The organism is Phormidesmis priestleyi ULC007 (assembly GCF_003003695.1).
Lineage (GTDB): Bacteria > Cyanobacteriota > Cyanobacteriia > Leptolyngbyales > Leptolyngbyaceae > Phormidesmis_A > Phormidesmis_A priestleyi_A.
In genome coordinates, this window is the sequence record NZ_PVWG01000028.1 from 19,417 (window position 1) to 45,617 (window position 26,201).

Sequence of the window (26,201 nt, forward strand, 5' to 3'; positions counted from 1 at the left end):
GAAAACCTCTCTTCTACCCTACACTCTAGATCTCATTTCCTGCGTCGCTATACTTCGCTACCATTTGCGCTAGAGTTGCCAGATCAATTGGCTTTGAGAGATAGTCGATCGCGCCTGCTTCTAAACAGCGTTCTCGATCGCCTTTCATGGCCATTGCCGTCTGCACAATAATCGGAATCCTCCGATAGGCATCGCTGGCTTGCAGTTGTTTGGTCAACGTTAGCCCGTCTGCACCCGGCAGGTGAATGTCCATCAAAATCAGTGCCGGAAACGGTGGCTTGAGGGATTGCCACATCTCGGTGCTGTCTTTTGCCCAGGTAACTTCATAGCCCAACTTGCACAGACAGGTGATCATCAGCCGAGCGTTGTGCAAGTTGTCTTCGACCAAAAGAATGTTGTAGGGACGACTCGCTTTAGGCAAATGTCTCTTTTCAACTGGCGGAGTGGGAAGAGAAAACGTCCGTTTTGCTGGGTCGGCGGCAGTCGCGATTTGAGCAGCGGGGGCGATCGTAGAACTCAGATCAGGGTTTGTCTGGGTTTCTGGGAGCTGAATCACAGAAGCCTCTTTAATGAGCGGCAGTCCGATCGTAAATCGTGACCCTTGATTCGACTCAGATTGCATAGTTACCCAACCGCCATGAAGTTCAGCGAGTTTTTGAGTCAGGGCAAGCCCCAACCCAGTGCCTTCTCCTGGCACGGCGTTTGCCAGTTGAGCATAAGGTTTGAACAGAAGATCTTGTTCTGCGGGCGAAATTCCTTTACCAGTATCCCAAACCACGAAGTGTAGCGTGTCATCCGCCACTCGCACGGTTAAGCCCACCGCTCCCCGTGAGGTAAACTTGAGGGCATTTGACAGCAGATTGAACAGCATCTGCTTGAGCCGAAGCGGGTCAGCGATCAGCGTCGGCAATTGAGGTTGAATCTCTAGCTGAAGCGACAACCCTTTATTGTTGGCTGCTTCTTTGACCAGCTTTAAGGCGGTTTGGCACAGGTGAGACACCTCGATCGGTTCGAGTTGCAGGTCTAGCTGATTCGCCTCGATTTTAGACAGATCCAAAATATCGTTGATCAGGGCTAATAAATGCTGACCGCTACTGAGAATAATCTTGAGATATTCGTGATGGCGCACATTGTCAAAGTCATATCCCTGCTCTCGCAGCAAGTGAGTAAAGCCCAAAATAGAGGTGAGCGGCGTGCGAATCTCGTGACTAGTGTTGGCTAAAAACTCACTTTTTAGCTGATTGGTATGAGCGAGTTCACGGTTGCGATCGCTCAATTGCTGACACTGATGCTGGAGCCGCTGCACCGATCGCGCCTGTTGCACTGCTTGAGTGGCTTGAAGGATGGCTCGTTGCACCAGAGTTGAGCGCATTTGCGCGAGCAGGACATCTGCAAATTGCCCCTCGATCGCCAGCGACAACGGAGCCACAATCAGCCAGCCGATCGGGTCTGATGGGTCGCCAATTTTCCAGGCACTTTGCCAGCTTTGACTCTGAAGGTGATCTAACTGAGCCTGGGTGATCAGGTTGCCAGACTTTAAATTCAACGATGTTCTAGCCCCACAGCTTGACGGAGTTGACTCAACAAAAGCAGTGTGTTGAATCTCAAACTGATCGCGATCTGAAGCGGGAAGGGCGATCGCGATCACTTCTCCTGCTAGTGCCTGGCTCAAGTCATCGGCTAACCTCTGCCAAAGTGACGCTTCAAGATTTGGGACGGTTTGACTTAAGCAGTGATTGAAACCCGTGGCGAGATGATTGAGGAAGCGTTCGACCCAGAGTTCTGCGGCTAGATTCGATGAATTAGCCCCTGCTTGGATCAAAACTTGGCGAAGAGACCGGCCTGCCTCGCGACAGTCTAAATCGTTTGCTTCACAAACATCCATAAAGTTGCCCCAAGCTTCTGGAGAGCGTTGTCAATGAGGTCGCGTGGTCACAAATGTTGGGTGATTTGAAGCACAAAGCGATCAACGTTTCGCATGACTGACTTCTCTTTATCCTACCTGGAAATTCAGCAGAAGTTTTCCGTCTGCCGACTTAACAGAAACCTGATGAAGCCATCGTTTTTTGAATGATCCGTAAATTGAGTGTGAAGATGGGAAAAATAGGAGAACTGACACTTACGTAACCCTTCTAGAATTGACAGGACTACTTTTCTCAAAGAAGCAGAAGCACTAAACACTCGATCGGAAATATAGCGAATGCCAGCGCACCTCAGACAATAGAACTTGAGAACCGAAGTTATATGGGTGCCTCATCCTGTACCCTATACACTTAGGACTCGATTTTATAGACGGCAGCGTCTGGCAAAATCACGATCGGGGTGCCTGACTTTAGGGGGCCTGTGCAGTCTAATCGAGCAAGATCACGAAGAGATTCTAAGCATTATATGGGATTTGGGCAATCGGTAAGCATGAAGAGACATCGGTATCTGCGCCAGCGAGTTATGAGTGCGATCGTCGCCACCACGTTGATAGGTCAAGGGTTTTGGAGCCATCCAGCCCAGGCAGAATTTCCCCCCTATTGTCAACAAACCACGGAGGGGATCGCCCGCAAAGAGACGGCTCGTAAAGCTGCACAAAAAGACGACAAAAATGCCCAAAAGCATTACAAAACTCTGGTTGCTGAACGGGCAGACCAACTTCGTAAATGTCGCAATCAGAATTGGCTCAAAACTCAAGCGATCTGGATTCGGCTCTACCCGTGCGATATTCAGCCAGGGGCGCTAGAAGAAGTGCTCGATCGCATTGTCGATCGAGGCTATAACCAGATCAATGTTGAGGTCTTTTATAATGGGCAAGTCTTGCTTCCGCAAGCCGATAACCCGACTGCCTGGAATTCGGTGGTGAAACTGCCAGGTTCAGAAAACGTCGATCTTCTAGCACAAGCCATTCAAAAAGGGCGAGAACGAGGATTATCGGTTTACGCGTGGATGTTTAGCATGAATTTTGGCTATACCTACGCGATTCGACCAGATCGAGAAGCGGCGCTGGCCAAAAATGGTCAGGGGCAAACTAGCTTAACGATGAATACGATCGCGGGGTTAAGCACTGAGCTAGGAGCGTTCAACCCCGATGAAGCGTTTATTGATCCTTATAATCCGCAGGCGCGGCAAGATTATGCCCAACTGGTGGCAGCGATCGCTAAACGCCGCCCCGATGGGATGCTGTTTGACTATATTCGCTATCCGCGCGGCACGGGTGGTGCCTCTATTGCCAACAAAGTCAAAGATCTGTGGATTTATGGAGACGCAGCCCAGCAAGCCATTCTGCAACGGGCCTTAAATGACAAAGGACGCGAGTTAATCAAGCGGTTTATTCAGCGCGGCTCGATCAGCGCGGCGGATGTGGTGGCGGTCGATAAGCTCTATGCCAATCAACCCGGCCCGCCGATGTGGCAAGGGCGCATTCCGGCTGTTAACGAAAGCAGAATTCCGATCGCGAACCGAGCCGCAATTTTGCGATTGGACTTGTGGCGATTTAGTGTGGCACATGCCATGCAGGGCGTTGTGGACTTTTTGGCGGCTGGGGCTGCCCCGGCTCAACGGTTAGGCATTCCTACCGGAGCGGTTTTCTTTCCTGAGGCCAATCAAAATGTGGGTCAAGGCTTCGACTCGCGCTTGCAGCCGTGGGATCGGTTTCCTGCGTCGCTAGAGTGGCATCCCATGTCTTATGGCGTGTGTGGCAACACGACCTGCATTGTCAATCAGGTGCGCCGGGTGTTAGGTCAAGCGTCATCCCAAAAGCAAGTGAAGCCAGTTTTGGCAGGAATTTGGCAGCAATCGATTAGCAATCGTCCGCCTTTAGAGATGCAGATGGAGGCGATTCGGCAGGCAGGCCCGCAGGTGAATTCAATCAGTCATTTTGCTTACTCGTGGCAAGAGCCGCTGTCCGATCGTCAGCGCAAATATTGCCAAGTTCGCGGACGATTGTGACGCATGCTGATTTAACGTCAGTTCGACGAGTTTTTTCGATTCGTTGTCAGCGGCTTCTGCCCCCTAAATCCCCCATTCTGGGGGACTTTAAGACCAAACCTCTGATTCAAAGTCCCCCAATTTTGGGGGATTTAGGGGGCTTCCCGAATTCACAACCAGAGCAAACCACTTCTGTCGAACTGACATTGATTTGGCGTTGCAGAATGAGAGGATGCAATAACGTAGGGGTAGCGCCCCCGTGCCTACTCCCAACCTAGGAAGGGCAACCACGGAGAGATTGTCCATACCCCAAATCATCCTGATGTATGGAGGGCAACCACGGGGGGATTGCCCCTACCCAAATCATCCTTCTATTCAGCAATGCCGCTAATTTTTATGCTGAAACGTTCATGGTTGCAGACACAGTTCTCGATCGGTGCTACCCATTGGCGACGCATTCCACTTCATTCGCTGGTTTGCACGATCGTCTTGATGGGGGTGAGTAGCTGTAGCCGCCAGCCCGATCGCATCACGATTTCTAGTGGCACCACGAGCGGTTACTATAACCGTCTAGCTCAACAGATTGGCGTGTCTACCCAAAACACCGTGGGCGTAGATGTGCAAAACCTTAGCTCTGAAGGATCGCGGCAAAACTTGCAGCGCCTGCTCGATCGTCAAGCCGATTTTGCCCTTGTGCAGCTTGATGTCGTCACTGACGTGATGCGCCAAGGTAAGGTGCAAGCGGTCGCAATTTTGGCAAACGAGCCGATTCATGTGATCGCTCGGTCTAATTCTAAGGTGCGATCGCTGACTGATTTAACGGGCAAACGGGTGGGTATGGGGTCTCAGGGCAGCGGTATTCGCTTTACGGCAGACCAGTTGATGGACTCGATCGGACTAAAGGTGCGCGCCGATAGCTCTAGTTTTGATCAGGTTTTTGAACGATTGGCAACCCGTCAAATCGATGCGGCAATCTACGTCGGCAGTGTCGGAGCCAGTGAAAAGCTTCGCCAACGGTTAGCCAGCAATCCGGCTTTGCGACTGTTGCCGATACCGCCAGAGGTGATTAATTATCTGGTGATTCGTGATCCGGGTGCCTATCAAACTGCCACGATTCCGACAGGAACTTACGCAGCGCGTCCTGCCATCCCGGCGCAAGATATTCCTACTTTGTCAACGGCAACGGTTTTAGTAACCCGTCCTGATGTGGACGAGAAAGCAGTCGGACTTCTGACCTGGGCAATTTTGTCTACGTCACGCAAATTTTCGCCCTTCTATCCAGATCTGCAAACTGGAGAGCCGCGATCGCTCTTGCAAAAAGGCTTATTTTACATTCACCCTGCGGCTCAGGCAGTTTATGAGCAGGGCGACCCCCGCGATGCTTGGATTCGCTATTGGGAAAACAACAGTGACTTGCAAGCTGGATTAGTCATTTTGTTGGGCACTAGCAGTATTGGCTTGCTCTTGCAAAAATGGCGGCGCGATCGGTCTAAAAAACTGATCACCGCAACTTCAAAGCGCATGGGTGAATTGAAACAACTGCTTCCCCAGGATGCTCAACTGGCGATCGATGGCATTGAAGAACTCAGTCAAGAGCATCGCTTAATGTTTATCGAAGGTTCAATTCCCTCTGAGGTGTATGAGGAAGTGCGACAAAAAACTCAGACGTTTGCTGACCAGTGCCGCAATCTGCTAGACCAGCGTCGCAAACGATTTGTTCTAGATACACTACTACTGCTTGACGACTGGCAAGCCTCACTGCAACTCGACTCACAGGCAGCACTGCAAAAATTAACCCAGATCAAGCAGCAATATCGAGAGATGCTGTTGGCTGATCAGATCGACATCAAGGCATATATCGAATTTATGGAGTTAATCTCGGTGATGACACTGGTTCCTCAAACGGGTGCAGTTGCGCCACAGTCTTCTGTTCCTCACGCTTGAGAAATTTTAGGACTTACGCAAACCTCGGAGGTTTTAACCAAGAATCAAGCATCATGACCGACAGAGTGGCTTAAACCTCCGAGGTTTTGGAAAATGAGGTTCAATATTCTCTCAAGTTCATGCACTAAAAACGCGTACCTTCCCTCTAAGCACGAAGATCACTGGAATGAGTGATAGCCAAGGTCGTTGAGATTTGCTTTTATAAAGACAGACTTGCTTCGGAGCGTTTTTTGACAGCCTTTTATAGGCTGTTTTTTTTTAGCCACACGCTTGTAGATATTGCTCGATCGCGCCTTCCAGGGAGGGTAACAAGATGCCCCGTTCACTAGTCAGCGCGGTATAAGTCGGGCGCGGCGCGGTTAACCCTAGCGACTCGGTAGAACAGGCTTCAACCTGAGACGGTTCAAACCCGGTGAGACGGGCGATCGCTCTAGCAAACTCTGCCCAGCTAATGGCTCCTAAATTCGCCAGGTGCCAGAGTCCACATTCTTGATCGATCAGCAGATCGAGCGTCGCATTCACCAGATCAGGCACATAGGTGGGAGAAATCACCGCGTCTTCGGCAGCAAAAAAAGGTTGCCCATCGGCAAGGGTGCGACGGGCGATCGTCAGAAAGTTATAGTCGTCCCACGGCCCAAAAAAGGCGCTGGTGCGTATCACAAGGGCACGAGCATTGAGGTTTAAAACCCATCGTTCAGCGATCGCTTTACTCTGTCCATAGACGTTTAGAGGGGCAACTCGATCGCTCTCAACATAGGGCGCAGTGTGGGTGCCATCAAAAACTAGATCGGATGAAAACGTCACAAATGCGATGTCTTGCTCGGCGCAGGCTTTTGCTAACAGTGCGGCTCCGTTGGTGTTGATTTGCCGACACAAATGAGAGTGATGTTCAGCATCGTCAACTCTGACATATCCAGCCGTGTTGATCACTGCCCAGGGTTTAAGGTCTGCTAAGACTTGAGTGACCGATTCTGATTGGGTGATATCCAGATCTTGCCGCGTCAGCAACCGATAGGGGATACCCCGCATCTCACAGAGCCGGGCAAAGGCACGACCCAAGGTGCCAGTGGCTCCAGTAATTGCGATCGGGTTCTCCGAAGCGTGCATTTTATCTACCCTCTGAGTGCGTGGGTAGGTCAGTCGTTGAGCGCGTCTCCACCAGCCCAATTCTTGCAAGACTGGGTGGGTATAGTCTTGGTAGTTGCCCAGGTGACGCAGCATCTCGGCAAGGGCAGTAGGGCGGGGCGTAGGCGATCGCAAATCAAAAACGCCCGGTTCATAAGAGCCTTCGCTTTGCGTTAAGAGCGTGTTCCAATCATAGGCACCGAGCAGCGACCAGGCAGTGACGGCTCGAATGTCGGCTCCTGCTTTGCGGAGTTGGTCTGCGGCATCCCACGCTTCTTTAAACCAGCGCAACTGTTCTTCACGAGTGCAGCCTAAATGCACTTCGGTGAGCGCGATCGATCGTCCATATCGCTCCCAAACTTCTTTGAGAAGATTGTGGTGTCCAAAAATGCCTTCAGGACAGACGCGCACGGCTTCAACATCGGCATAGTGATGTCTGCCGTTGCCGCCATGAAGTTGAGATGGATAGCGATCGAGCCGTTCGTCTAAAAAGCGATCGCTGGTCAAATAGTGGTTGATGCCAAATATGTCTGGCGGGCAAGAATTTTCTAGAAACCACTCTAAATCGGATTCTAAAATCCCCATTCCACACAGCTCATTCCAAAAAGAATGCGTGCGATCGACTCGCCCACACAGCAGGTCAAAGCTTAACCAGCGGCGCTCGTTTTCAAAGTCGGCTTGATAAGTGAGTAGGGGAGTGCTAAACACTTTTCCCAAGTCTTCGGTTTGAATCAGCCGCGCTTCAGGATTGATCTGCCGAATGGTCTGCATCGAAAGCACGATCGCTTGGCATTGATTGAGCAGTGCGCGAACAAACGTGAGTGGGTCTTGCCCGTGAGGATACCAATGACCATATAAGCCGCTAAACCGGGCAGTCGTCAACGGCTCGTTGATGGGCGTATAGTGACGCACCCAAGGATAACGAGTGGCAACCGCTTGGGCAAACTCAGCAAGTTTTTGAGCGAAGGCAGGGTCGATCAAGCTCGTGTGATCGGGCCCGCTGCCGTGGTGAACTAAGCCGACGATCGGTTCAATGTCCAATTCTCGCAATCGCTGCAATCGCTGATCTGCCCATGACCAATCGGCTTGATTGAGATCTCCTGGTGCGATGCGTTCCCATAACACCGGGTAGCGAATTGCTGTGACTCCTAGCGATGCAAATAGATCTAAATCTGTGATGCGATCGGCGTGTCCGTTGCGTTTTAGTTGATCAAAATATTGATCGCCGACGCGATTCACCGTGCATTCTACGCCTGCCCACAGTTCGACTTCAGATTTTTGTACCAGAGCATTGGCAATTTGTGTGCGGCCGTGGGGGTGCCAGCGTTCTAATGGCTGACTAATTATCGATGTTCTCATCCCTGTGTTTCAATCCAAATTTGCCGGGGTAGGGCACGATATATTGTGCCCCTACATGCGGATCTGTCGTGTAGATAAACTTCGTGTGAAACTATCGAACTGTTCCTGCGAGGGCGTGACCGTTTTTTTCTTCGGGTTGCCAGCGAGAGCGATCGCTCAATTTTGCATAGACTGCAAGGGCTTGGGCGACGACTTGATCCATGTTGTAATATTTGTAGGTGGCGAGTCGTCCTACAAATTCTACATTGGGTGTTGCGTCAGCTAAGGCTTTATATTTTTTGTAGAGTTCGGCATTCTCAGGGCGCGGCACCGGATAGTAAGGATCGCCTTCTGCTTTCGGAAATTCGTAGACGATGCTGGTTTTAGAATGCTCTTGACCCGTGAGGTATTTAAACTCGGTGATGCGCGTATAGAGATGCTCGTTGGGGTAGTTGACGACAGGGGCAGTTTGATGAACGGACTCGTTTAAGGTTTCGTGCTTAAAGTCGAGCGATCGATAGGGCAATTTGCCAAACCGACAGTCAAAAAATTCGTCTACCGGCCCGGTATAAATCATCTCTTTATAGGGAATCATCCCTCGAATTTCTCGATAATCAGTGTTGAGCATCACCTTGATATTGGGGTGATTCAACAGATTTTCAAACATGCGCGTAAAGCCATAGAGCGGCATCGCTTGATAGGTATCAGTAAAGTAGCGATCGTCGCGATTAGTACGAGTAGGCACACGCGCCGTTACCGATTTGTCCAGTTCAGAGGGATCAATGCCCCACTGTTTGCGGGTATAGTTGCGAAAGAATTTTTCGTAGAGTTCTCGCCCAACTTTGTTCACCACCACATCTTCAGAGGTGCGAATTGAATCTTTAGGTTCTGCAACTGACTCAAAAAATTTCTCAAGCTCAAAGGAATTAAGTTTTAGCCCATAAAGTTTGTTGATCGTATTCAGGTTAATCGGAATCGGCACTAACTGACCGTCAACACTTGCTAAAACTCGATGCTCATAGCGTCGCCATTCGGTGAAGTGAGACAGATATTCAAACACGTCGCGAGAATTGGTGTGAAAGATGTGCGGGCCGTATTTGTGTACCAAAATCCCGGCTTCGTTGTAGTGATCATAAGCGTTGCCACCAATGTGATTTCGACGATCGACGATCAGCACTTTTTTGCCTGATTGATTGGCAAGTCGCTCTGCCAAAATGCTGCCAGCAAACCCAGCCCCGACAATGAGATAATCAAACATGACAAGACCCTTTTGTATAGATGAATGAGACGGAGCGATTAGGGGTCTGAGGGCGACCTAGTTGGCGTTTTGACTGTTGAAACTGCCGACTCAATCAGGTGGCTCATGCTTGCCCAAGTTTTATCCCACGAGTTTTGGGCGAGAAAAGCATCGACGCGATCGAGCCACTCAGAATCTTGCCGAGCGGTTTGCAAAGCAGTTTCAACGGCTGCCACAAACTCAGACGGGGCATCGGCAATCTGCACTAGACCCAGTTCTCTATAGGGGCACACCACATCGCGAATTGAGGTCGAAACCACGGGTTTGCCAGCAGCGAGATATTCGGGCGTTTTGGTGGGGCTGATAAATCGCGTAGACTCGTTGCGGGCAAACGGCAACAGTGCCACATCCCACCCGGCTAAATAATCAGGCAGTTCTAGATAAGATTTGCCGCCGAGATAATGAATGTTAGAACGCTGCGGTAGCGTGGCTGGATCGATTTTGACAACGGGCCCGATCAACACTAAATGCCAGTCAGGACGGGCATCCGCGACTCCCGCCAAAAGGTCGATATCCATGCGCTCGTCGATTACACCATAAAAGCCAAGGCGCGGATGAGGAATGTTGACCTGATCTGGGGGTTCGGCGATCGGTTGACGGGCTTGAGCAAAGTGAGGCGCATCAATGCTGCTAGGAAAGGCGTAAACGTTAGGATGCTGATGCCGCTTGACCTCGTAAAGGCTCTGTCCGCCCGTAAACACCAAGTCCGCTTTCTGAAATAGCTCAATTTCTCGCTGTTTCAAAGCAGGCGGGGCACCCTGAAATGCAGAAAGTTCGTCCATGCAGTCATAGACGATCGCCAAGGGTTGAAGGTGATCAGTAAATGCTAACGCCATCGGGGTGTAATACCAGAAGGCATAATCGCGAATGCTACAGGTTATAAATAAGTCATCTAATAACTGTTTTTGCAGTGCGATCGCAGCTTCTTGACTCAACCCTTCAGGCAAATGAGGTACGGCGACCCAAAGTCCAGAGTCTCGCCGACTCATGGCTAACCAGGCTTGTTCGTCTGGGCCAAAAAATGGCTCTTCGATAAAGAAAACTCGACGGTCTTGAGCGCACCGAGTTAGCAAATGTTGAGGGCGTTGATAGACAAAATCCCAGCGCAAGTGAGACAAACAAATCAGATCAGGTGCATCTGAAAAAGTATCTTCTAAGGTAGAAATATCTTGATTTAACCAGCGCAGCTTTGTAGATTTTGTGTCCTCTTTTGTAAATGAACTCTGTGCAAGATTATAGACGGGCAGATTTTTAGATTGGGACATAAGTTGTCTCAATAAGTTAGATATTGAATGGTTTATAAGGAGCTTAAGTCGTAAAAATTTAGATGAGCTAGAGAGGCAGACTAACGAGTTGTGAATTTATAAAAGCGCTTTTTGCTGATAACTAAGTTATCGAATTCCTCACAAGGTTAAAATGCTCGATCGTAGACTTTATCCTCACTTTTAGACTTACTTAACGGACTATATGGGCTAGTGTTCTCTTTCGGCTTCTATCTAAAGGACAAAACTACTTCTATCTTGAGGTAGAAGTTTTGTCTGATGAAATGATATTTTCAATTGATTTTTAATTTAATGCAGTGCTGTCATATACGAAATTCGTTTACGAAATGTGTTGAATAACTTCTTGCTCCTATGCTGGCAGGGTTAGAGGTGCGATCGCTTCGCTATTGCTTAGAAAGTCAAGCAGATTGGGTTGGGGCAAATGATAGCAATTAGAATTGTCGGTCAAACACCAAGCTCTTTTGGGCGTAAACTTCCGGTCAGAAGGCCTCAAGCTACACTCAAGGATAGAGGCTAGGAATTACCTCGTCTTTTGAGGTTTGGGCAGGCAGCGATCGCGACATTTACAAGAAGGCTTGATGTAATGGTTCAAAAAATTGCTTTATTCAACCACAAAGGCGGAGTCAGCAAGACTACAACCACATTCAATTTGGGCTGGATGCTTGCCTCAAAAGGGAAAAGAGTGATCCTTGTAGACAGTGATCCCCAATGTAATCTCACAGGCATGGCTTTGGGAGAAGAAACTGAGGATGACGAGGCGAGAATTCAAGAAATCTACAACACAACTTCAAACATCAAGACAGGATTGGCTCCCGCATTTGAGTCACAGCCGAGAGCGATTGAAGCTGTTGATTGTGTTCCCATACAAGGTCGGAATGACTTATTTCTGTTGCCTGGTCATGTTGGTTTTGCCGAGTATGAAGTAACACTAGGCATTGCTCAAGAATTAAGTGGCTCAATTCAAGCTCTCAAGAATCTACCCGGTGCCATCAATGATCTGCTTGAAAAAACGGCAACTAAGTTCAATGCAGATTATATGCTGATTGATATGAGTCCAAGCTTAGGCTCGATTAACCAAAATCTGCTCATGATCAGTGACTTCTTCTTAGTGCCGACTACTGCTGACTTCTTCTCTGTAATGGCGATCGACTCTTTGGCGAAAGTCTTGCCAAGATGGTATGCCTGGGCAAAGTCAGCAAGCTCACTTCAAACTTTAAAGGAAGCTAATTATCCGTTCCCTGATGTAACTCTGCGATTTTTAGGGACGATCGTTCAAAACTATCGAATTATCCGAGGTAAAGAGACGGCTGCGTTTCAAACCTGGATCAAGAAGATTGAGCAAGCTGTCTCTGACAAATTGGTTCCAATCATGAGTCAGAACCATATGATGCTGCCGAGTCAGATTTACAGAGATCAGGGAATTCAAGGCAGCTTCTCTCTGGCAAAAATTTCAAACTTCAATAGTCTGATTGCTCTATCTCAAGAACATAGAACTCCAGTTTATGCGTTAACCCCTAAACAGTTGGGTCAAACAGGAATTGTTTTGGACAACAACCAAAAGAAACAGGAGGAGTTCAGACAAACTTTTTCAGATTTGGCAGACAAAATCATTGCACTAAGTTCCGAAAGCTCGCCGTATGCAGTCAGCGCTTGACCAATTTCGCATCAGTATTGGTCGCGTCCGAGACCTGATTGCACTTCATAACTCTGTCAAAGCTCAAGCTACTGGCGCACTTGATATGTCAGATATGTTACGTGCTGCGCTGGTTCTTGCTGTGAGCGCGTTGGATTATTATGTGCATGAAGTTGTGACGCTGGGAATGTTGCAAATTCATCGAGGACAGCGTTCTGAACCAACAACTTCAGCGTTCTCACGCTTTCAAGTGTCGTTGGGTGGCGCACGTCAGGACCGACTAACCGCGATCGATATTGCCTCTTGGCTTGAAAATGAAATTCAACAAGCTCAAGGTTATACATTTCTCCAGCAATCCTACCCAGTTTCAGCTTTGATCCCCACACTTTCTAATAGCCTCATAAATAGGCTAAATAATACCTCTTGGTTAGAGGATGAGATCCGGGAACGTCTGGGATATCAGAGCTTTCAGCAAGCAGACAAAATCGCTGAGGCGATCAGATACATCTCAGATAAAAAGCTGTGGGATGAGATGGCTATTCAGATGACTAAACCCGCAAAAGATATTAAGCAACAACTAACTTCGATCGTCGATCGGAGAAACAAAATTGCTCATGAAGCCGACATAGACCCAACTTTTAATATTGGAAGTCGATGGAACATTGATGAGGGGCTTGTTGGCGATGCCGTTGACTTTATTGAAATGCTTGTTGAGAGCATCCATCAAGCGCTGTAGAAATAGCACTTGGTAGAAGCAAGCGTAAATCGATCAGAGAAATGAACAAATCTTTACATTAGATGCAGACGCGATAAAATCGAACAGTCAGCTTCGTCGCGCTTGTCGTTGTCCCAATGAATTTAGAAGACAGAATTTCAGAGATTGCACCGCCTCAATCCGCTCAGTCAGATAGTGTGGCGGCAGGCGGCAGTGACCCGACTCGCTTTGATTGGCGAGAAGCTTGGCATCTGATCGCTTATCTCGCCGATCTCGATCAGACAACGCCGACCCCATTTACGTTACTAGAACGCGATCTTGTGATCTGGTGGGATCGCCACACTCAAGCTTGGCGAGTGTTTGATGACCAATGCCCTCACCGTCTCGCATCCCTTTCTCAAGGCAGAATAGCTGAAGACGGCTTGCTAGAGTGCCCCTATCACGGCTGGGCATTTTCAGGAGACGGACAGTGCGATCGCATTCCTCAACAAGCGACAGACGGAATGGCTCATCTTTCTAAAAGAGCCTGTGTTGCCTCGCTGCCCACGGCTGTGCGTCAAGGTCTGCTGTTTGTCTACGCGGGTCAGCCAAAAAATGCTGAAAAAGTCACCGTTCCGATCGTCGAGGCGCTCGAAGATTCCACTGAATGGGTCTGTCTCAACACCTTTCGCGATTTGCCCTATGACGCTCTGACGTTATTAGAAAATGTCCTCGACTCTAGTCATCTGCCCTTCACACATCACAAATCAGTCGGCAATCGCGCTAACGCTGCCCCTGTTGAATTAGAAGTCGTCAAGTCCGATCGCCAGGGCTTTCAGGGCGTGTGGGCAGAAGGTCCGCGTCGAGGCACATTGGGGCGGCAAGACACCACCTTCGTTGCTCCGGGCTTAATGTGGCACGACCTCACCTCAGAGCAGTTTGGCAGAACCCTTACAGTTGTTTACGCCACACCGACCCGCAAGGGAGAATGCCGCCTATTTGCGATTTTTCCGTTTAAGTTTTCTTCAAAAATTCCAGCGTTCTTCATCAAACTTACGCCGCGCTGGTATTCTCACCTCAATCAAAACGCCATTCTTGAAGACGATCAAATCTTCCTGCACCTGCAAGAGCGCTATTTAGAACGTCAGGGCGGCAGTTCTAATTTTGCTAAGGCGTTTTATCTGCCCACGAGCGCCGATCGCTTTGTGACAGAGTTTCGGCAGTGGGTCAACCAATATCAGGCAGATCCGTTTCTGGGTGAAGCGTTGACTCCGGCTTTATCGCCCGCACAACTGCTCGATCGCTACCAGTCTCACACCCAAAACTGCGCCAGTTGTCGAGCTGCCCTAAACACAATTCAGCAAATTCGCAGCACTTGTGTAGGCGTTGGAGTGATCGCGATCGCCACGATTCCGCTCTCGACCCTTTGGCTAGACCAACCCTCTGCCATGATTGAGACAGTGACGATAGCGCTAGCCGACATCATCTGGCTGGTGCTGGGTCGGTTTGAAAGGCGATTTTCTCAAGGTCAGACCGTGCCACCACGCAACCTGGCAGAAAAGCGGCGATCGTCTGGCTCATAAGCACTACTAAACTTATGGACCCTCTCCTGCGGGAGAGGGGTTTGGGGTGAGGGTTCTTCTCGCGATTACGCTACGCTCAAGTAGTCAGCTAAGGCTTCAGACCCGCCGATCAGTTTGCCATCGATAAACACTTGCGGCGCAGTGACGGCTCCGGTGATGGCGCGTAACGCTCTTAAGTTGGCATCGCGACCTAAGACAATTTCTTCATAGTCCATGCCGTGATCGGTCAGCATTGACTTAGCACGGGCGCAAAACGGACATCCCTCTTTCACAAATAGAGAAACAACTTTCGGCTTCTCAGCTTGCGCGTTGATGTAGGCAAGCATCGTGTCAGCATCCGAGACTTTGAATGGGTCGCCCGGTTCTTCTGGCTCGATAAACATTTTCTCGATTACGCCATTTTTCACCAGCATCGAATAGCGCCACGATCGCTTGCCAAATCCTAGATCTGACTTTTCGACCAGCATGCCCATGCCTTCGCTAAACTCACCGTTGCCATCAGGAATCAGCGTGAGGTTATTAGCTTCTTGGCTCTTTGCCCACTCGTTCATCACAAAGGTGTCGTTGACTGACACGCAAAGAATTTCATCAACACCATTGGCTTTAAACACTTTTGCCAACTCGTTATAGCCGGGTAAGTGAGTCGATGAGCAAGTAGGTGTAAAGGCACCGGGCAACGAAAAAACAACGACCGTCTTATCAGCAAACAGATCGTGGGTGGTCAGATCGACCCAATGGTTATTTTGCCGGGTGTGAAAAGTCACGTTAGGAACGTGCTGTCCTTCTCGGTTAGGCAACATAAAAATTAGCTCCTCGACGGTTACTAATAGAGCGTACTCGTAATGAGTATGAGTTGTCAAGCAAGTGATGGGCAACTTTTCCGACAATGTTTTGTCAATAACAAGTTATGTGACCGGACTGAAGTCGCGCAGCATTTTTTTAAGTTCCATGCCGTGTAGCTCTTCTTGCCCAATCATGGTGCGCGCAAATTCTTCTAGATAAATGCTGGCATCTGACACCACTTCTAGCAGATCTTTATATAAACCTAAAGCCGCCGTTTCGTGATTGAGGCTCTCTAGCAAAATGTCGTAGATCGAGTGTTCATAAGTTTCTTCGATCGGAGCAATTCGCAAACTTGGATGCCCCTCTAGCCCGGTGAGAATTTCTCCTGCTTGCTGAGCGTGCAGCAGCGATTCGGTGGCTTGGGCTTTTAGATATTGCACGATCGGAATCCGGTTAGGGCCCGTCACCATCAGCGAATAGTGAGTATATCGAACCACACCTGATAGCTCCGCCTCCATGATCGCATTGAGCAGGCTTGTTGCCGATTGAATATCGAGTTCTCTCATCGTAGTAAAACGCCCTCAGAAATAGATAATTAGTCAGAAATGGCCGATCGAGCTTTGCGAATCGGGAAAATAGCCCGACCTGCAAGGCTTTGAAAGTAAATGCTGCCGATCGTGATTAAGAACACGCCATAGCCGATCGCCTGCACCAGATATAGGCGTTGCGTGTAGCCAAATAAAGCATTGAGAATGACTCCAGGAAAGCGATCGTCGGGTAACACTTTGCTGGTATTCCACACCATCGGCCCTAAAATGCAATCGCGGTCTTGAGGCTTGGCAAATCGCTCTTGAAAGAAACACAGCCCCGCCGATTTGCGATCTAACTGCGCCAGTGTTTGCATCGCGGTGTCAAAGTGCCCTAATGAGGTGACAACTAAGCCCGACACGATCAGCAGCAACAAGGCTCCCATCACCATAAAAAATAGCCGCAGATTGAGCCTAACGCCCCACTTAAACAGCAAGGCTCCGATGCCTGCTGCGACTGCGATGCCGCTCAGTGCGCCCAGCGCAGGAACTAAACCCTGCTGAAATTTTGCAGCGATAAACAGCACCGTTTCAAACCCTTCGCGCAAGACTGCAAAAAAAACCAGGGCAAAAACGCCCCAACCTGCCCCGGCGCGATGGCTGAGGGCAGACCCGATCGCGCCCTCGACGTTTTGCTTCATCATCCGGGCGTTTTGCGTCATCCAGATCAGCATCCAGCTTAAAAACCCGATCGCCATCAGGCTAAAAACGGCTTCTAGCAGTGGCTCGATCACCGGAGAATATTTTTGGTTGACCGTTCCTAAGTTGGCAATTAGCCAACCAAACAACTGACCAATCACTCCGCTCACTAATAGACCAACTAAAACCCCGCCATAAACCCACGAGTTTAAATCGCTCTGCTTGGCTTTTTTGAGATAAGCCAGCACAATGCCGACCACGAGAGCCGCCTCAACGCCTTCTCGGAGGGTAATCACAAATGTCGGTAATGCAGAACTAAAGTCCATGAGTCGCAGTTAAAAAGTAGTAGGGTGATCGAAAAATGGAGTGACAGTGGTTTAAGCCGTCACTCCATTGTTGATAGATCAAGAGGATGCAGTCTTTTGAGCAGATTGCTCGATCGTCTTAATCAACTTAGAGACTTCGACTGGTGTTTTGACTGGGGTAGCCGGGGGCAAGACGGAGGGCCAAGCCTTCATCAGCTCTGCCATTGTGGTTTGAATGGTGGTGTTTGCCCTGGCTCTGTCTTTTGCCATTTGGGGTGCGATCGCTTTATAAAGCTCATTGGCATAAATTACAAAACCACGAGAGTCTTGATACTCGATCGCTTGAGAAATCTTACCATCGGCAATGGCGGCTGTATATTCTGAATTGGCGGTGTCTAACAACCCATTGATCGTTTGCAGCACAAAATCAGGCGAGGTGCGCTGAGTCTCTGGGAGGGCAGCGATCGCGCCGTCTACAGCTTGCATAGAAGTCTTAAACTCGGTGTCAACTTTATTCGCATCTTTTGCGCCCGCTTTGACGGTATCTTGCAGTGCAATTAACCCCGTCTTAAATTCTTTGATGTTGCGATCGTTGAGCTGGTCTTCGACATCGGCGTAGATCTCTTCGACTGGGTGCCCAATATGGGGTTCAGCTTGATCGGGCTTTTGCAGATCTAACAGTTCTTTGGCGACCAACATGTGTCCTTTCATCAGCCCCAACTTGGTCATAAAGTCTACGTCTTTGGCTTCGCCTGTGAGTTGGATGTCTTCGATCGTCACCATATCTTTGACTTGATCAAATTGCGCTTGGGTGATCACATTTTTAGACACCAATTCGTCTACTTTTGCATAGGGGCGGCTGGCCTGAATGCGGTTAGATAGTGCCGGAACGCCTAACATGGCCTCAATTTTATCTAGCTCAGACAAAATTGCGTTGTTGATATTAATCTTGGGCTTGCCGCTGTGCATCGAGTGGGGCGACATCTCTGATTGAGCTACGGGACTCGCAGGCGCAGACGCAGTTGGGGTTGAAGTTTGATTGCTACACGAAATCAAAACTGACAAGCTAAACGCTGAGAAGAACAGGGCGAAGAAACGTAAGACAGACATAGATGTATCCAAGTGAGGTGAAAATGACCAGAGCAACGAGATTCGGTTAGAAAAATTACTTAATGAAAATGATTTCTATTAATCAAACGTGAGAGTTATTGTCACCCTTTATAGGAATACTTGTCAATAAATCTCGATCGCTTTCCCTCAATTTCCTAAAAACGGGATCATGCTTTGCTGCCGATTACGTCAAAGAACCCCATGCAGCCTGCTTCTGCAATGTTGTCTTGATGGGGATGGAACATAAATTTTCCGGTGTTGTGATAGCTAAATTCGAGAATATGTCGCTCTGCCGTCCCCATCGTGATCACGTCTGTTTCATAGCTGGGTGTGAGCGATCGCCCGGTTTGATTGACCCGAAACATATTGGCGTGTAAGTGAAACGTCGCCACCGGGTCAAATTCGATCATGTTCAGCACATAGAGCCGCACTAGCTGATCTTGCTGAATCGGAATCGGATTCTTCATGTAATAGTGAGGCAGTCCGTTAAAGGCATATAGCTCGTTTTTTTGGTCGTCATTTACGTCATAGCCCGCCATAATCAGCACCATCTCATCCGCAGGGGGGCGGGGTTGCGGCGGATCGATGATGAACATGCCATACAAGCCTTTGCCGATGTGACGAGTTACCGGGGCAACATGGCAATGATAAAGATGCACTCCAAACGGTTTTGCGTCAAACTCGTAGATCATGACGCTGCCATTTTTGACTGGCTTGATGCCATCCATATCGGCGGGATGTTCGCCATGAAAGTGCAGCGAGTGAGAGTGCCCAGCGCGATTATAAAAAACGACTCGAATCCGATCGCCCTCGGTGGCGCGAAATGTGGGGCCGGGCACTCGTCCGTTGAGATTCCAGGTGATGAATGAGTGAGCGTTGTCAAGCTTGATCGTGGAAGTCTGCGCTTCGACTCGAAACTCGCGCACCGTACGACCATTTTCTTGGGTGACGGTGCCATAGTCAAAGTCACGCAAAATCGACATCGGATTCATTCCCGATCGGTCAGTCGAAGCAGATGGCACTGGCGGAATGATCACCGACGATCGCTTACCTAAGAGACGGGTTGCCGCGATCGAGGAGGCTGCGACTCCAGCCCCGGCAATCAGCCCCCACTGTAACAATTGACGACGATTCAGGATGGATTTTTCCAGCCTTTTTTGATTTGACATTGTGACTGACTAGAACAACGTAAGGGCTGCTCGATCGACGCTGATATTTACCTTTAGAAGCATAGAACTTCTAGCAGTTTTTAGCAAATATTCTCATTAAGAAGCCACACTTGCTTAAGATTTGAGAACGCTTTGAATGCAGGTTAGCAACTCTTTTGCGGTGTAAGGTTTGGGCAAAAACGCCTGGATTTCTGACCCGATCGCAGGCATTTGAGCGCTAGGCACCAATCCGCTCACAGCAACGATTTTGACCTGTGGGTTGAGTTTTCTCAAGGCTCGAATAGTCGTGGCTCCATCCATCACGGGCATCATCAAATCGATTAGCACCAGGTCAATCTCGCGCTTGTGATCGGCATAGTGAGCGATCGCATCAATGCCGTCAATCGCGGTCAGCACCCGATATTGGTAAGTTTCTAAAACGGCTTGGCTGATTTCGCGAATGTTGGCTTCATCATCGACCACGAGAATTAACTCTCCCTGTCCGATCGCAAACTCTTCGACTTGGGTTGAAGGCGGTTCCTCAGATTTCACCGCAGGTAAGTAGACCTTAAATTGGGTGCCTTCTCCGATCGTGCTGCTCACCGTGATGAAGCCACCGTGACTTTTGATAATGCCGAGAACTGTTGATAGCCCCAACCCTGTGCCTTTACCCAAGTCTTTCGTCGTAAAAAACGGCTCAAAAATTCGGTCTAAAACCTCTGGTGCGATCCCGGTTCCGGTATCTGCAACAGTGACCACGATATAAGAACCCACCTGAGCATCTAGATTCATCCGGGCGTAGGGTTCGTCAATCCACAAATTTTCAGCGATCAGGCTGAGGGTTCCGCCTTTTGGCATGGCATCACGAGCATTGACGCAAAGATTCATCAACACCTGATGTAGATGGGTGGCATCCCCGACCACTAGCCAGAGATCGCTAGCGAGATCGAGATGAACGTCGATCGCTTTGGGAAAGGTTTCTTGAATAATCTGCCGAATTTCGGCGATCAGGTGGCGCACCTGAAGCAGCGATCGCTTGCCCTCAAGCCCTCGCGCAAACGAAAGGACTTGCTTAATCAGCGTCGCCCCTCGATTAGCACTGGTTTGAATCATGTCGAGCAACTGCCGCTGTTTGGCATCATCGCGGCTAGTTTTGAGCAGCAGCAGTTGGGATGCTGCCAAAATTGGGGTCAGAATGTTGTTCAAGTCGTGAGTAATGCCACTCGCCAGGGTGCCGATGCTTTCCATGCGTTGAGCGTGAAGAAATTGAGCTTCGAGCTGTTTTTTCTCGGTGATATCAGTGCTGACGACCAGGATGAATTTTGGATTGTGATGCTCGTCTTTTACAAAAGTCCAGCGACTTTCGACCACTAGTTTTTTGCCCGATCGGTGAATCAAATTTAGCTCACTGTGCCATTTTCCCTGCTCAAGCACCGTTTTTTGAGCCTGTTCGAGTTGGATGGCTTTTTCTGGGTGCAGAAGGACAGTGGCATCTTGACCTAATGCTTCTTCGGACTGATATCCATATAAGCGTTCGGCTCCTGGGTTCCAGAACAAGATTTTGCGAGATAGATCTTGCACAAAAATGGCATCGGTGGTGACATCCAACAGCGCGGCTTGCTCTCGAATTTTTTGTTCTGCTTGTTTGCGTTCGTCTTCGACGCGGACTCGATCGGTGATGTCTTCAGCGATGCCCACAAAATAGAGTAGTTCTCTAGCTTCAGACAAAACGGGGGCGATTTTTAGTTCGTTCCAAAACGGCTGACCGTCTTTGCGATAGTTGAGAATTGTGATTTTAATTTCGCGCTGCTCGGCGATCGCGGCTCGAATCTGAGCCACTGCTTGTTGATCGGTGTCTGCACCCTGCAAAAAGCGACAGTTGCGCCCGATCGCCTCTTGAGCATCATATCCAGTAATGCGCGTGAAGGCAGGATTGACGTAAATAATCGGATTATCGAGCTGATTGGGATCAGTGATCACAATGCTCTCGGTGGTCGAAGCGACTGCACGGGCAAGATAAAGCCTCTCTTCTGCAACTTGTCTCAAAACCAACTCGTTTTGTCTGCGTTCGGCGATCAGCGCTTGCTGGGCTGACCAAGTTTCTTGCTCACGCTTGATCTGCTTCCAATAGGTGTCAAAAAAGCCCAGTAACGCTGGCTCATCAACCACTAAATTCTCGAAGTGGGCTTGAAAGCGGCGATCGTTAACATAGCTTACGTCTGGATGCGCCTCCATCCAAATATGGCAGGTTTTGATGTAGGCAATGAATGCGATCAAGAAGTGATAGTTGGTTTCTCCTAACACGCGCTCTAGCTCAGTTCGGCAAGGTTTTGTGTTCTCCGACTCTAGGGCAATAAAGCTTGCACAAGCGAGCAAACTGGCTTCTAGAGCAGGTGTTAACTCTGACCACGTTTTGAGTTCATCGGGTTGAGCCGAGAGCATGAGTAAATGGTCAATAATATTTAACTCGGTCGGCGGTGGCGATTCGAGCAGCGCTAAGATTTCTCGTGCTTCAACCCCTAACCCATAGAGCGAACAACTGTGGCAAATCATGGAATAGGGAACGGCGCAAAAACGCGAGAGATAGACAGCTAATTTTTCTTTAAATGTGTCAGGCAAAGGATTGTGAATATGGGCAGAAAGCGTTTGCTGCCACAGGTTCTTAAAGACTTGAGGCGTATGAGTGGCAGGGACAAAAAACGGCGGCAGAAAGCCATATGTGTCTTGAATTTCAGCTTGCAGTTGCTCGATCGTGCGTGAAGAGACGGTATCAAGTTCCGCTAATTTACGAGCGGATAAAGTTTTATTCATGGGGTTTGTTTGACAAGCAACGGGTAATTGAATTCTTTCGTGTAAAAAACTGATGTAGCGATGAACACAATCCCGATTCCTCTATTAGTAATCTAACGCATTATAAATATATCAAAGTAAACACCTCTAAAAATTAATTAGTCAGACTTTTTGTGTCATTAAATACATAGTATTGTGAGCGATCGCTATAACAGCCCTGTAGAGATTTGTAATTCAGGAGTTCTTCAAGTTCTTCACAAGTTCCTCAACTTCTTCTTCTATGCTGTTTACACAACTGATTAACGGCAAAAGGAGAAATTGATATGGCAAATCCTAACAAGCTTGACAATCTGAAACAACAGATTAGTTCTAATTCGGCAAGCTGGGGATCTCTAGCAATTCTCGCGATCGGAATCACAATCTTGCTGATGATGATGCTGTCTTATTCACACACGGGTATAGCTTCTTATACGTAGATAAATATTACACAGATCACGTTTGAGCGATCGCTCCAAGTAATGTTGAAAAAACTGACTCGATCGTCAAACTAAATCACTAAATTCCTGGTCTCTTAGGCAGACAGGATGCATATCTCACAAGGGATTAAGGACTTTGTGAGATAGGTGTCTTGTCTGCCTAATTTCATGCAAAAATTGTTTGAAGACTTCTGCAAAATTAGGTTTATAAAGATTCGTAACTTCTTCAGGGATCTCGATCGAGTCGCATCGTTATAGAAACTACAGAAGATCACAACGGTTTCTATTCATTTTCGACATGCCCCATGAAACCATTACCAGATATTAGAGGATCTGATCTTTCGGCAACTCCTAATCACGCAGATGCAATATTGGCTGACATTTTGCTCAATCTATTTCCTACGGCGCGATCGTGGATTTTAGACTTTAGCCGATCGTTCAAGCTGCGCGACATTCAGCTAGGCGATGAATTGGCTAAAAGCGACTCTTCGTCAAACGATCAGCACTTATCGATCGTGTGTCTGGGTTGTGTCCGTCTAGTCAGTTTTGATCAGACTCAGCAGCGAGATGTTCCGGTGGCACTGCTCGAAGCCGGAGACGCTTACGGCGCAGATCGGCAATTTAGCCGTGATCCGTTGCCCTATCGAGCGATCGCCGCCAGTGCAGGCGTAGTTGCTGAGATCGCGATCGCAACGCTAGAACCCTGGCTGCAACAGCATCCCCCACTGCAAACTTATCTACGCGATCGCGCCTTGAGTCAACAGCGACTGATCTTTTTTAAAGTTTCAACCACATTACGATCGCAGTCTAGCCACACGCTAAAACGACTAATGCCTTATGTGACCGAAGTTGGGGTTCCAGCCGGGTCACCGTTAGCGCAAGCAACGCCCACCACCGAGGGTCGCTTTTGGCTTCGTAGCGGTAAGATTCACAGTCAAGCCAGTCCGCCAAATGCACCACCGACGATCGGAGACTATTGGGGCTATCCCGATGTCATGCCTGACGACTGGATAGCCACGACCAATCTGGAGGGTTATCAACTCGCGGTGAGCCACTGGGAGAGCGCTCAAGCCATTCTGCCAACGCTGAAAGTTGAATCGTCTGAAGACGAGACCGAGCCGCCGATCGCTCCCCAACGCAGTCATCGCAGTGCGTCTCTCTCGATGACTCCTCCTCGCACTGCGCCTCCTCCCCAGTCAACCTCGTCTCAGCCCTCGTTACCGATTCAAACCAAGCCTTCAGCGATCGAGTTTGCCAAACCCAGCCGACGACGCGGATTTGGGCAGTCTTACCCATATATTGCCCAGCAGAGCAGTTCAGATTGTGGCGCAGCTTGTCTCGCGATGATCGCGCAATATTGGGGAAAGCGATTTAGCTTAAACATGCTCAGAAATCTAGCAGGAGTCGGACGATCGGGCGCATCGCTCAAAAGCCTCGCCCTCGCCGCTGAGAACTTAGGATTTCAGTCTCGCCCGGTGCGATCAAGCTTTAGCCGTCTGGCAGAACAATCGACTCCCTGGATTGCCCACTGGCAGGGCGATCACTACATTGTCGTCTATCGGGTTAAACGAAATCGCGTGTTAGTGTCTGACCCCGCATTAGGGCGACGATCGCTAACCATTCCCGACTTTCAGGCGAGTTGGACGGGCTATGCGCTGCTGCTTAACCCCACTGAGCTACTGCAAGCGATGCCGTCGTCTAAGCCTTCATTGGGGCGATTTTTGGGCGCATTTGTGCCTTATCAGTCGATGCTGTGGTCGATCATTCTCGCCTCGGTATTGCTGCAAGTTTTTGGCTTAGTTACGCCGCTCTTTACGCAGATCATTTTAGATCAGGTTGTGGTTCACAAAAGCTTGCCCATGTTGCAGGTGTTTATTATCGGGCTACTGCTGTTTGGGTCGTGGCGAATTGGCTTAACGTGCATCCGTCAATATCTGCTAGATTTCTTTTCTAACCAGGTTGATCTGACGATGATCAGTGGCTTTATTAGTCACGCACTCAACTTGCCGCTTCAGTTTTTTGCAACGCGCCATGTCGGAGATATCATCACACGAGTTCAAGAGAATCACAAGATTCAGTTGTTTCTGACTCGGCAAGCGGTGACTGCGTGGTTAGACGCGATTATGGCGATCTTTTATGTCGGCTTAATGCTGCACTATAACTGGCAGTTAGCCTTGATGGTACTGGCTTTGCTGCCGCCGATCGTGATTCTAACGGTGGTTGCGAGTCCATTTTTGAGGCAAACGTCGCGCCAGGTTTTTCATGAATCTGCCAAGCAAAACTCAACGCTCGTAGAAATGCTAACTGGAATCGCAACGGTCAAAGCGACGGCATCAGAACGAGAACTCCGCTGGCAATGGGAAGATGATCTAACAGGACTATTTAACGCCCAATTTCGAGGACAGAAACTCGCGAACGGGCTGCAAAGCATCGGGGGATTGATCAATATGCTAGGCAGCACCGCACTACTTTGGTATGGTGCAACACTAGTGATTCAAGATCAACTCAGTATTGGTCAATTTGTTGCATTCAATATGATGATTGGCAGTGTGATCAATCCGGTGTTGTCTTTAGTTGGGCTTTGGGATGAATTTCAAGAAGTGCTGGTATCGGTTGAGCGATTGGATGATATCTTTAGCGCCCAACCCGAAGAAAGTCCCGATCGCCCTTTGCTAGTTCTCCCTCGCATCAAAGGCGAAGTGCGCCTTGAAAATCTGACGTTTCGCTACAACGCAGACGACGATCGCAATATTTTACAAAACGTTTCCTTCACCGCCAATGCTGGCAACACGATCGCGCTGGTCGGTCGCAGTGGTTCTGGCAAAAGCACCCTGGCAAATTTGCTGCAAGGCTTGTATCAGCCTACTAGCGGACGGATCACGATCGACGGCAACGATCTGCGCCATGTGTCGCCCCAATCGCTGCGCCAGCAGTTAGGCATTGTGCCCCAAGAATGCTTTCTGTTTTCGGGCACGATTTTAGACAACATCACCCTTTATCGACCGCAATATAGTCTCGAAGAAGTGCTGGAGGTGGCGAAACTTGCCGAAGCTCACTCGTTTATTCAGACTTTGCCCTTGGGATATCACACCAAAGTTGGAGAGCGCGGCACCATGCTTTCTGGCGGGCAGCGCCAACGCATCGCGATCGCCCGTGCGCTTTTAAGCAATCCTCGCATTCTAATTTTAGATGAAGCCACCAGTTCTCTCGATACCGAGTCAGAACGCCGATTTCAGAAGAATTTGCAGCACATTAGCCATAACCGCACCACGTTTATTATTGCCCACAGACTTTCGACTGTTCGCAGTGCTGACTGCATTTTGGTGCTCGATCGCGGCATTATCGTCGAGCAAGGCACCCATGAACAACTGATCGCTAAAGGAGGACTCTATGCTCAACTTGCCCAACAACAACTGGATCTTTAATATCAGGATCTCTAATACTAAATTTGATCAAAAAGATCTGCAAAGATACTTGAATCAATTTTTCAAGAAACACTATCATAGATGTGAGAAGTAACGCTCCTAAATACTTCTGACACAGAAATAAAGCAA

The 26,201-nt window shown here is 49.0% G+C and carries 17 protein-coding genes; 7 read left to right on the forward strand and 10 right to left on the reverse strand.

Annotated elements, in window-relative coordinates:
• Positions 1 to 25 precede the first annotated feature (25 nt).
• On the reverse strand, positions 26 to 1,885 hold the full coding sequence (locus C7B65_RS18660) for an ATP-binding protein (RefSeq protein WP_083583107.1): 1,860 nt from the start codon (positions 1,883 to 1,885) through the stop codon (positions 26 to 28).
• Between the two features lie 527 nt (positions 1,886 to 2,412).
• On the opposite strand from C7B65_RS18660, the gene C7B65_RS18665 reads away from it, so the two are divergent.
• Positions 2,413 to 3,933, forward strand: a complete 1,521-nt coding sequence (locus C7B65_RS18665) for a family 10 glycosylhydrolase (protein WP_073074258.1) — start codon at positions 2,413 to 2,415, stop codon at positions 3,931 to 3,933.
• A 375-nt stretch (positions 3,934 to 4,308) separates the two neighbouring features.
• A complete protein-coding gene (locus C7B65_RS18670; protein ID WP_073074257.1) occupies positions 4,309 to 5,856 on the forward strand; it encodes a TAXI family TRAP transporter solute-binding subunit in 1,548 nt (515 codons plus the stop codon).
• Between the two features lie 258 nt (positions 5,857 to 6,114).
• Here C7B65_RS18670 and C7B65_RS18675 read toward each other — a convergent pair whose 3' ends face one another.
• From C7B65_RS18675 to C7B65_RS18685, 3 genes are all read right to left on the reverse strand, one after another.
• Positions 6,115 to 8,340 carry a family 1 glycosylhydrolase gene (locus tag C7B65_RS18675; RefSeq protein WP_106254094.1) on the reverse strand — a complete coding sequence of 742 codons (2,226 nt, stop codon included), beginning with the start codon at positions 8,338 to 8,340 and terminating at the stop codon, positions 6,115 to 6,117.
• Positions 8,341 to 8,431: 91 nt separating this feature from the next.
• Positions 8,432 to 9,577, reverse strand: a complete 1,146-nt coding sequence (gene glf / locus C7B65_RS18680) for a UDP-galactopyranose mutase (protein WP_073074235.1) — start codon at positions 9,575 to 9,577, stop codon at positions 8,432 to 8,434.
• 38 nt (positions 9,578 to 9,615) lie between these two features.
• Positions 9,616 to 10,881: a glycosyltransferase family 1 protein gene (locus tag C7B65_RS18685; RefSeq protein ID WP_083583104.1), complete on the reverse strand. Its 1,266-nt coding sequence runs from the start codon at positions 10,879 to 10,881 to the stop codon at positions 9,616 to 9,618.
• A 601-nt stretch (positions 10,882 to 11,482) separates the two neighbouring features.
• Here C7B65_RS18685 and C7B65_RS18690 point away from each other — a divergent pair.
• The 3 genes from C7B65_RS18690 to C7B65_RS18700 all read left to right on the forward strand — a co-directional run bounded on the left by C7B65_RS18690 (position 11,483) and on the right by C7B65_RS18700 (position 14,809).
• Positions 11,483 to 12,553, forward strand: a complete 1,071-nt coding sequence (locus tag C7B65_RS18690) for a ParA family protein (RefSeq protein ID WP_073074234.1) — start codon at positions 11,483 to 11,485, stop codon at positions 12,551 to 12,553.
• The gene (locus C7B65_RS18695; protein WP_073074233.1) at positions 12,537 to 13,268 is read left to right on the forward strand and encodes a HEPN domain-containing protein; all 732 of its coding nucleotides are present in this window, start codon (positions 12,537 to 12,539) and stop codon (positions 13,266 to 13,268) included. Before C7B65_RS18690 ends, C7B65_RS18695 begins: the two co-directional genes overlap by 17 nt.
• A gap of 116 nt (positions 13,269 to 13,384) precedes the next feature.
• Positions 13,385 to 14,809: an aromatic ring-hydroxylating dioxygenase subunit alpha gene (locus tag C7B65_RS18700; protein ID WP_073074232.1), complete on the forward strand. Its 1,425-nt coding sequence runs from the start codon at positions 13,385 to 13,387 to the stop codon at positions 14,807 to 14,809.
• 65 nt (positions 14,810 to 14,874) lie between these two features.
• Here the strand turns inward: C7B65_RS18700 and C7B65_RS18705 are convergent, their stop codons facing one another.
• From C7B65_RS18705 to C7B65_RS18730, 6 genes are all read right to left on the reverse strand, one after another.
• The gene (locus tag C7B65_RS18705) at positions 14,875 to 15,609 is read right to left on the reverse strand and encodes a glutathione peroxidase (protein ID WP_073074231.1); all 735 of its coding nucleotides are present in this window, start codon (positions 15,607 to 15,609) and stop codon (positions 14,875 to 14,877) included.
• A 105-nt stretch (positions 15,610 to 15,714) separates the two neighbouring features.
• Positions 15,715 to 16,158 (reverse strand): ferritin-like domain-containing protein, encoded by a 444-nt coding sequence (locus C7B65_RS18710; RefSeq protein WP_073074230.1) that lies wholly within the window; start codon positions 16,156 to 16,158, stop codon positions 15,715 to 15,717.
• Between the two features lie 29 nt (positions 16,159 to 16,187).
• Positions 16,188 to 17,144, reverse strand: a complete 957-nt coding sequence (locus C7B65_RS18715) for an FTR1 family iron permease (RefSeq protein ID WP_073074229.1) — start codon at positions 17,142 to 17,144, stop codon at positions 16,188 to 16,190.
• Between the two features lie 78 nt (positions 17,145 to 17,222).
• Complete coding sequence (locus C7B65_RS18720) at positions 17,223 to 18,233, reverse strand: ComEA family DNA-binding protein (protein WP_073074228.1); 1,011 nt, start codon at positions 18,231 to 18,233, stop codon at positions 17,223 to 17,225.
• Between the two features lie 167 nt (positions 18,234 to 18,400).
• Positions 18,401 to 19,402 (reverse strand): multicopper oxidase domain-containing protein, encoded by a 1,002-nt coding sequence (locus tag C7B65_RS18725; protein ID WP_073074227.1) that lies wholly within the window; start codon positions 19,400 to 19,402, stop codon positions 18,401 to 18,403.
• A gap of 114 nt (positions 19,403 to 19,516) precedes the next feature.
• Entirely contained in the window at positions 19,517 to 22,192 is a 2,676-nt protein-coding gene (locus C7B65_RS18730; protein WP_073074226.1) for a PAS domain S-box protein, read from the reverse strand.
• Positions 22,193 to 22,494: 302 nt separating this feature from the next.
• Between C7B65_RS18730 and C7B65_RS27945 the strand changes: the two genes are divergently transcribed.
• Both C7B65_RS27945 and C7B65_RS18735 read left to right on the forward strand, forming a co-directional pair.
• Positions 22,495 to 22,647, forward strand: coding sequence for a hypothetical protein (locus tag C7B65_RS27945; protein WP_181314439.1), 153 nt, complete (start codon positions 22,495 to 22,497; stop codon positions 22,645 to 22,647).
• A gap of 305 nt (positions 22,648 to 22,952) precedes the next feature.
• A complete protein-coding gene (locus C7B65_RS18735) occupies positions 22,953 to 26,072 on the forward strand; it encodes an ABC transporter transmembrane domain-containing protein (RefSeq protein ID WP_073074225.1) in 3,120 nt (1,039 codons plus the stop codon).
• The last annotated feature ends 129 nt before the right edge of the window (positions 26,073 to 26,201 follow it).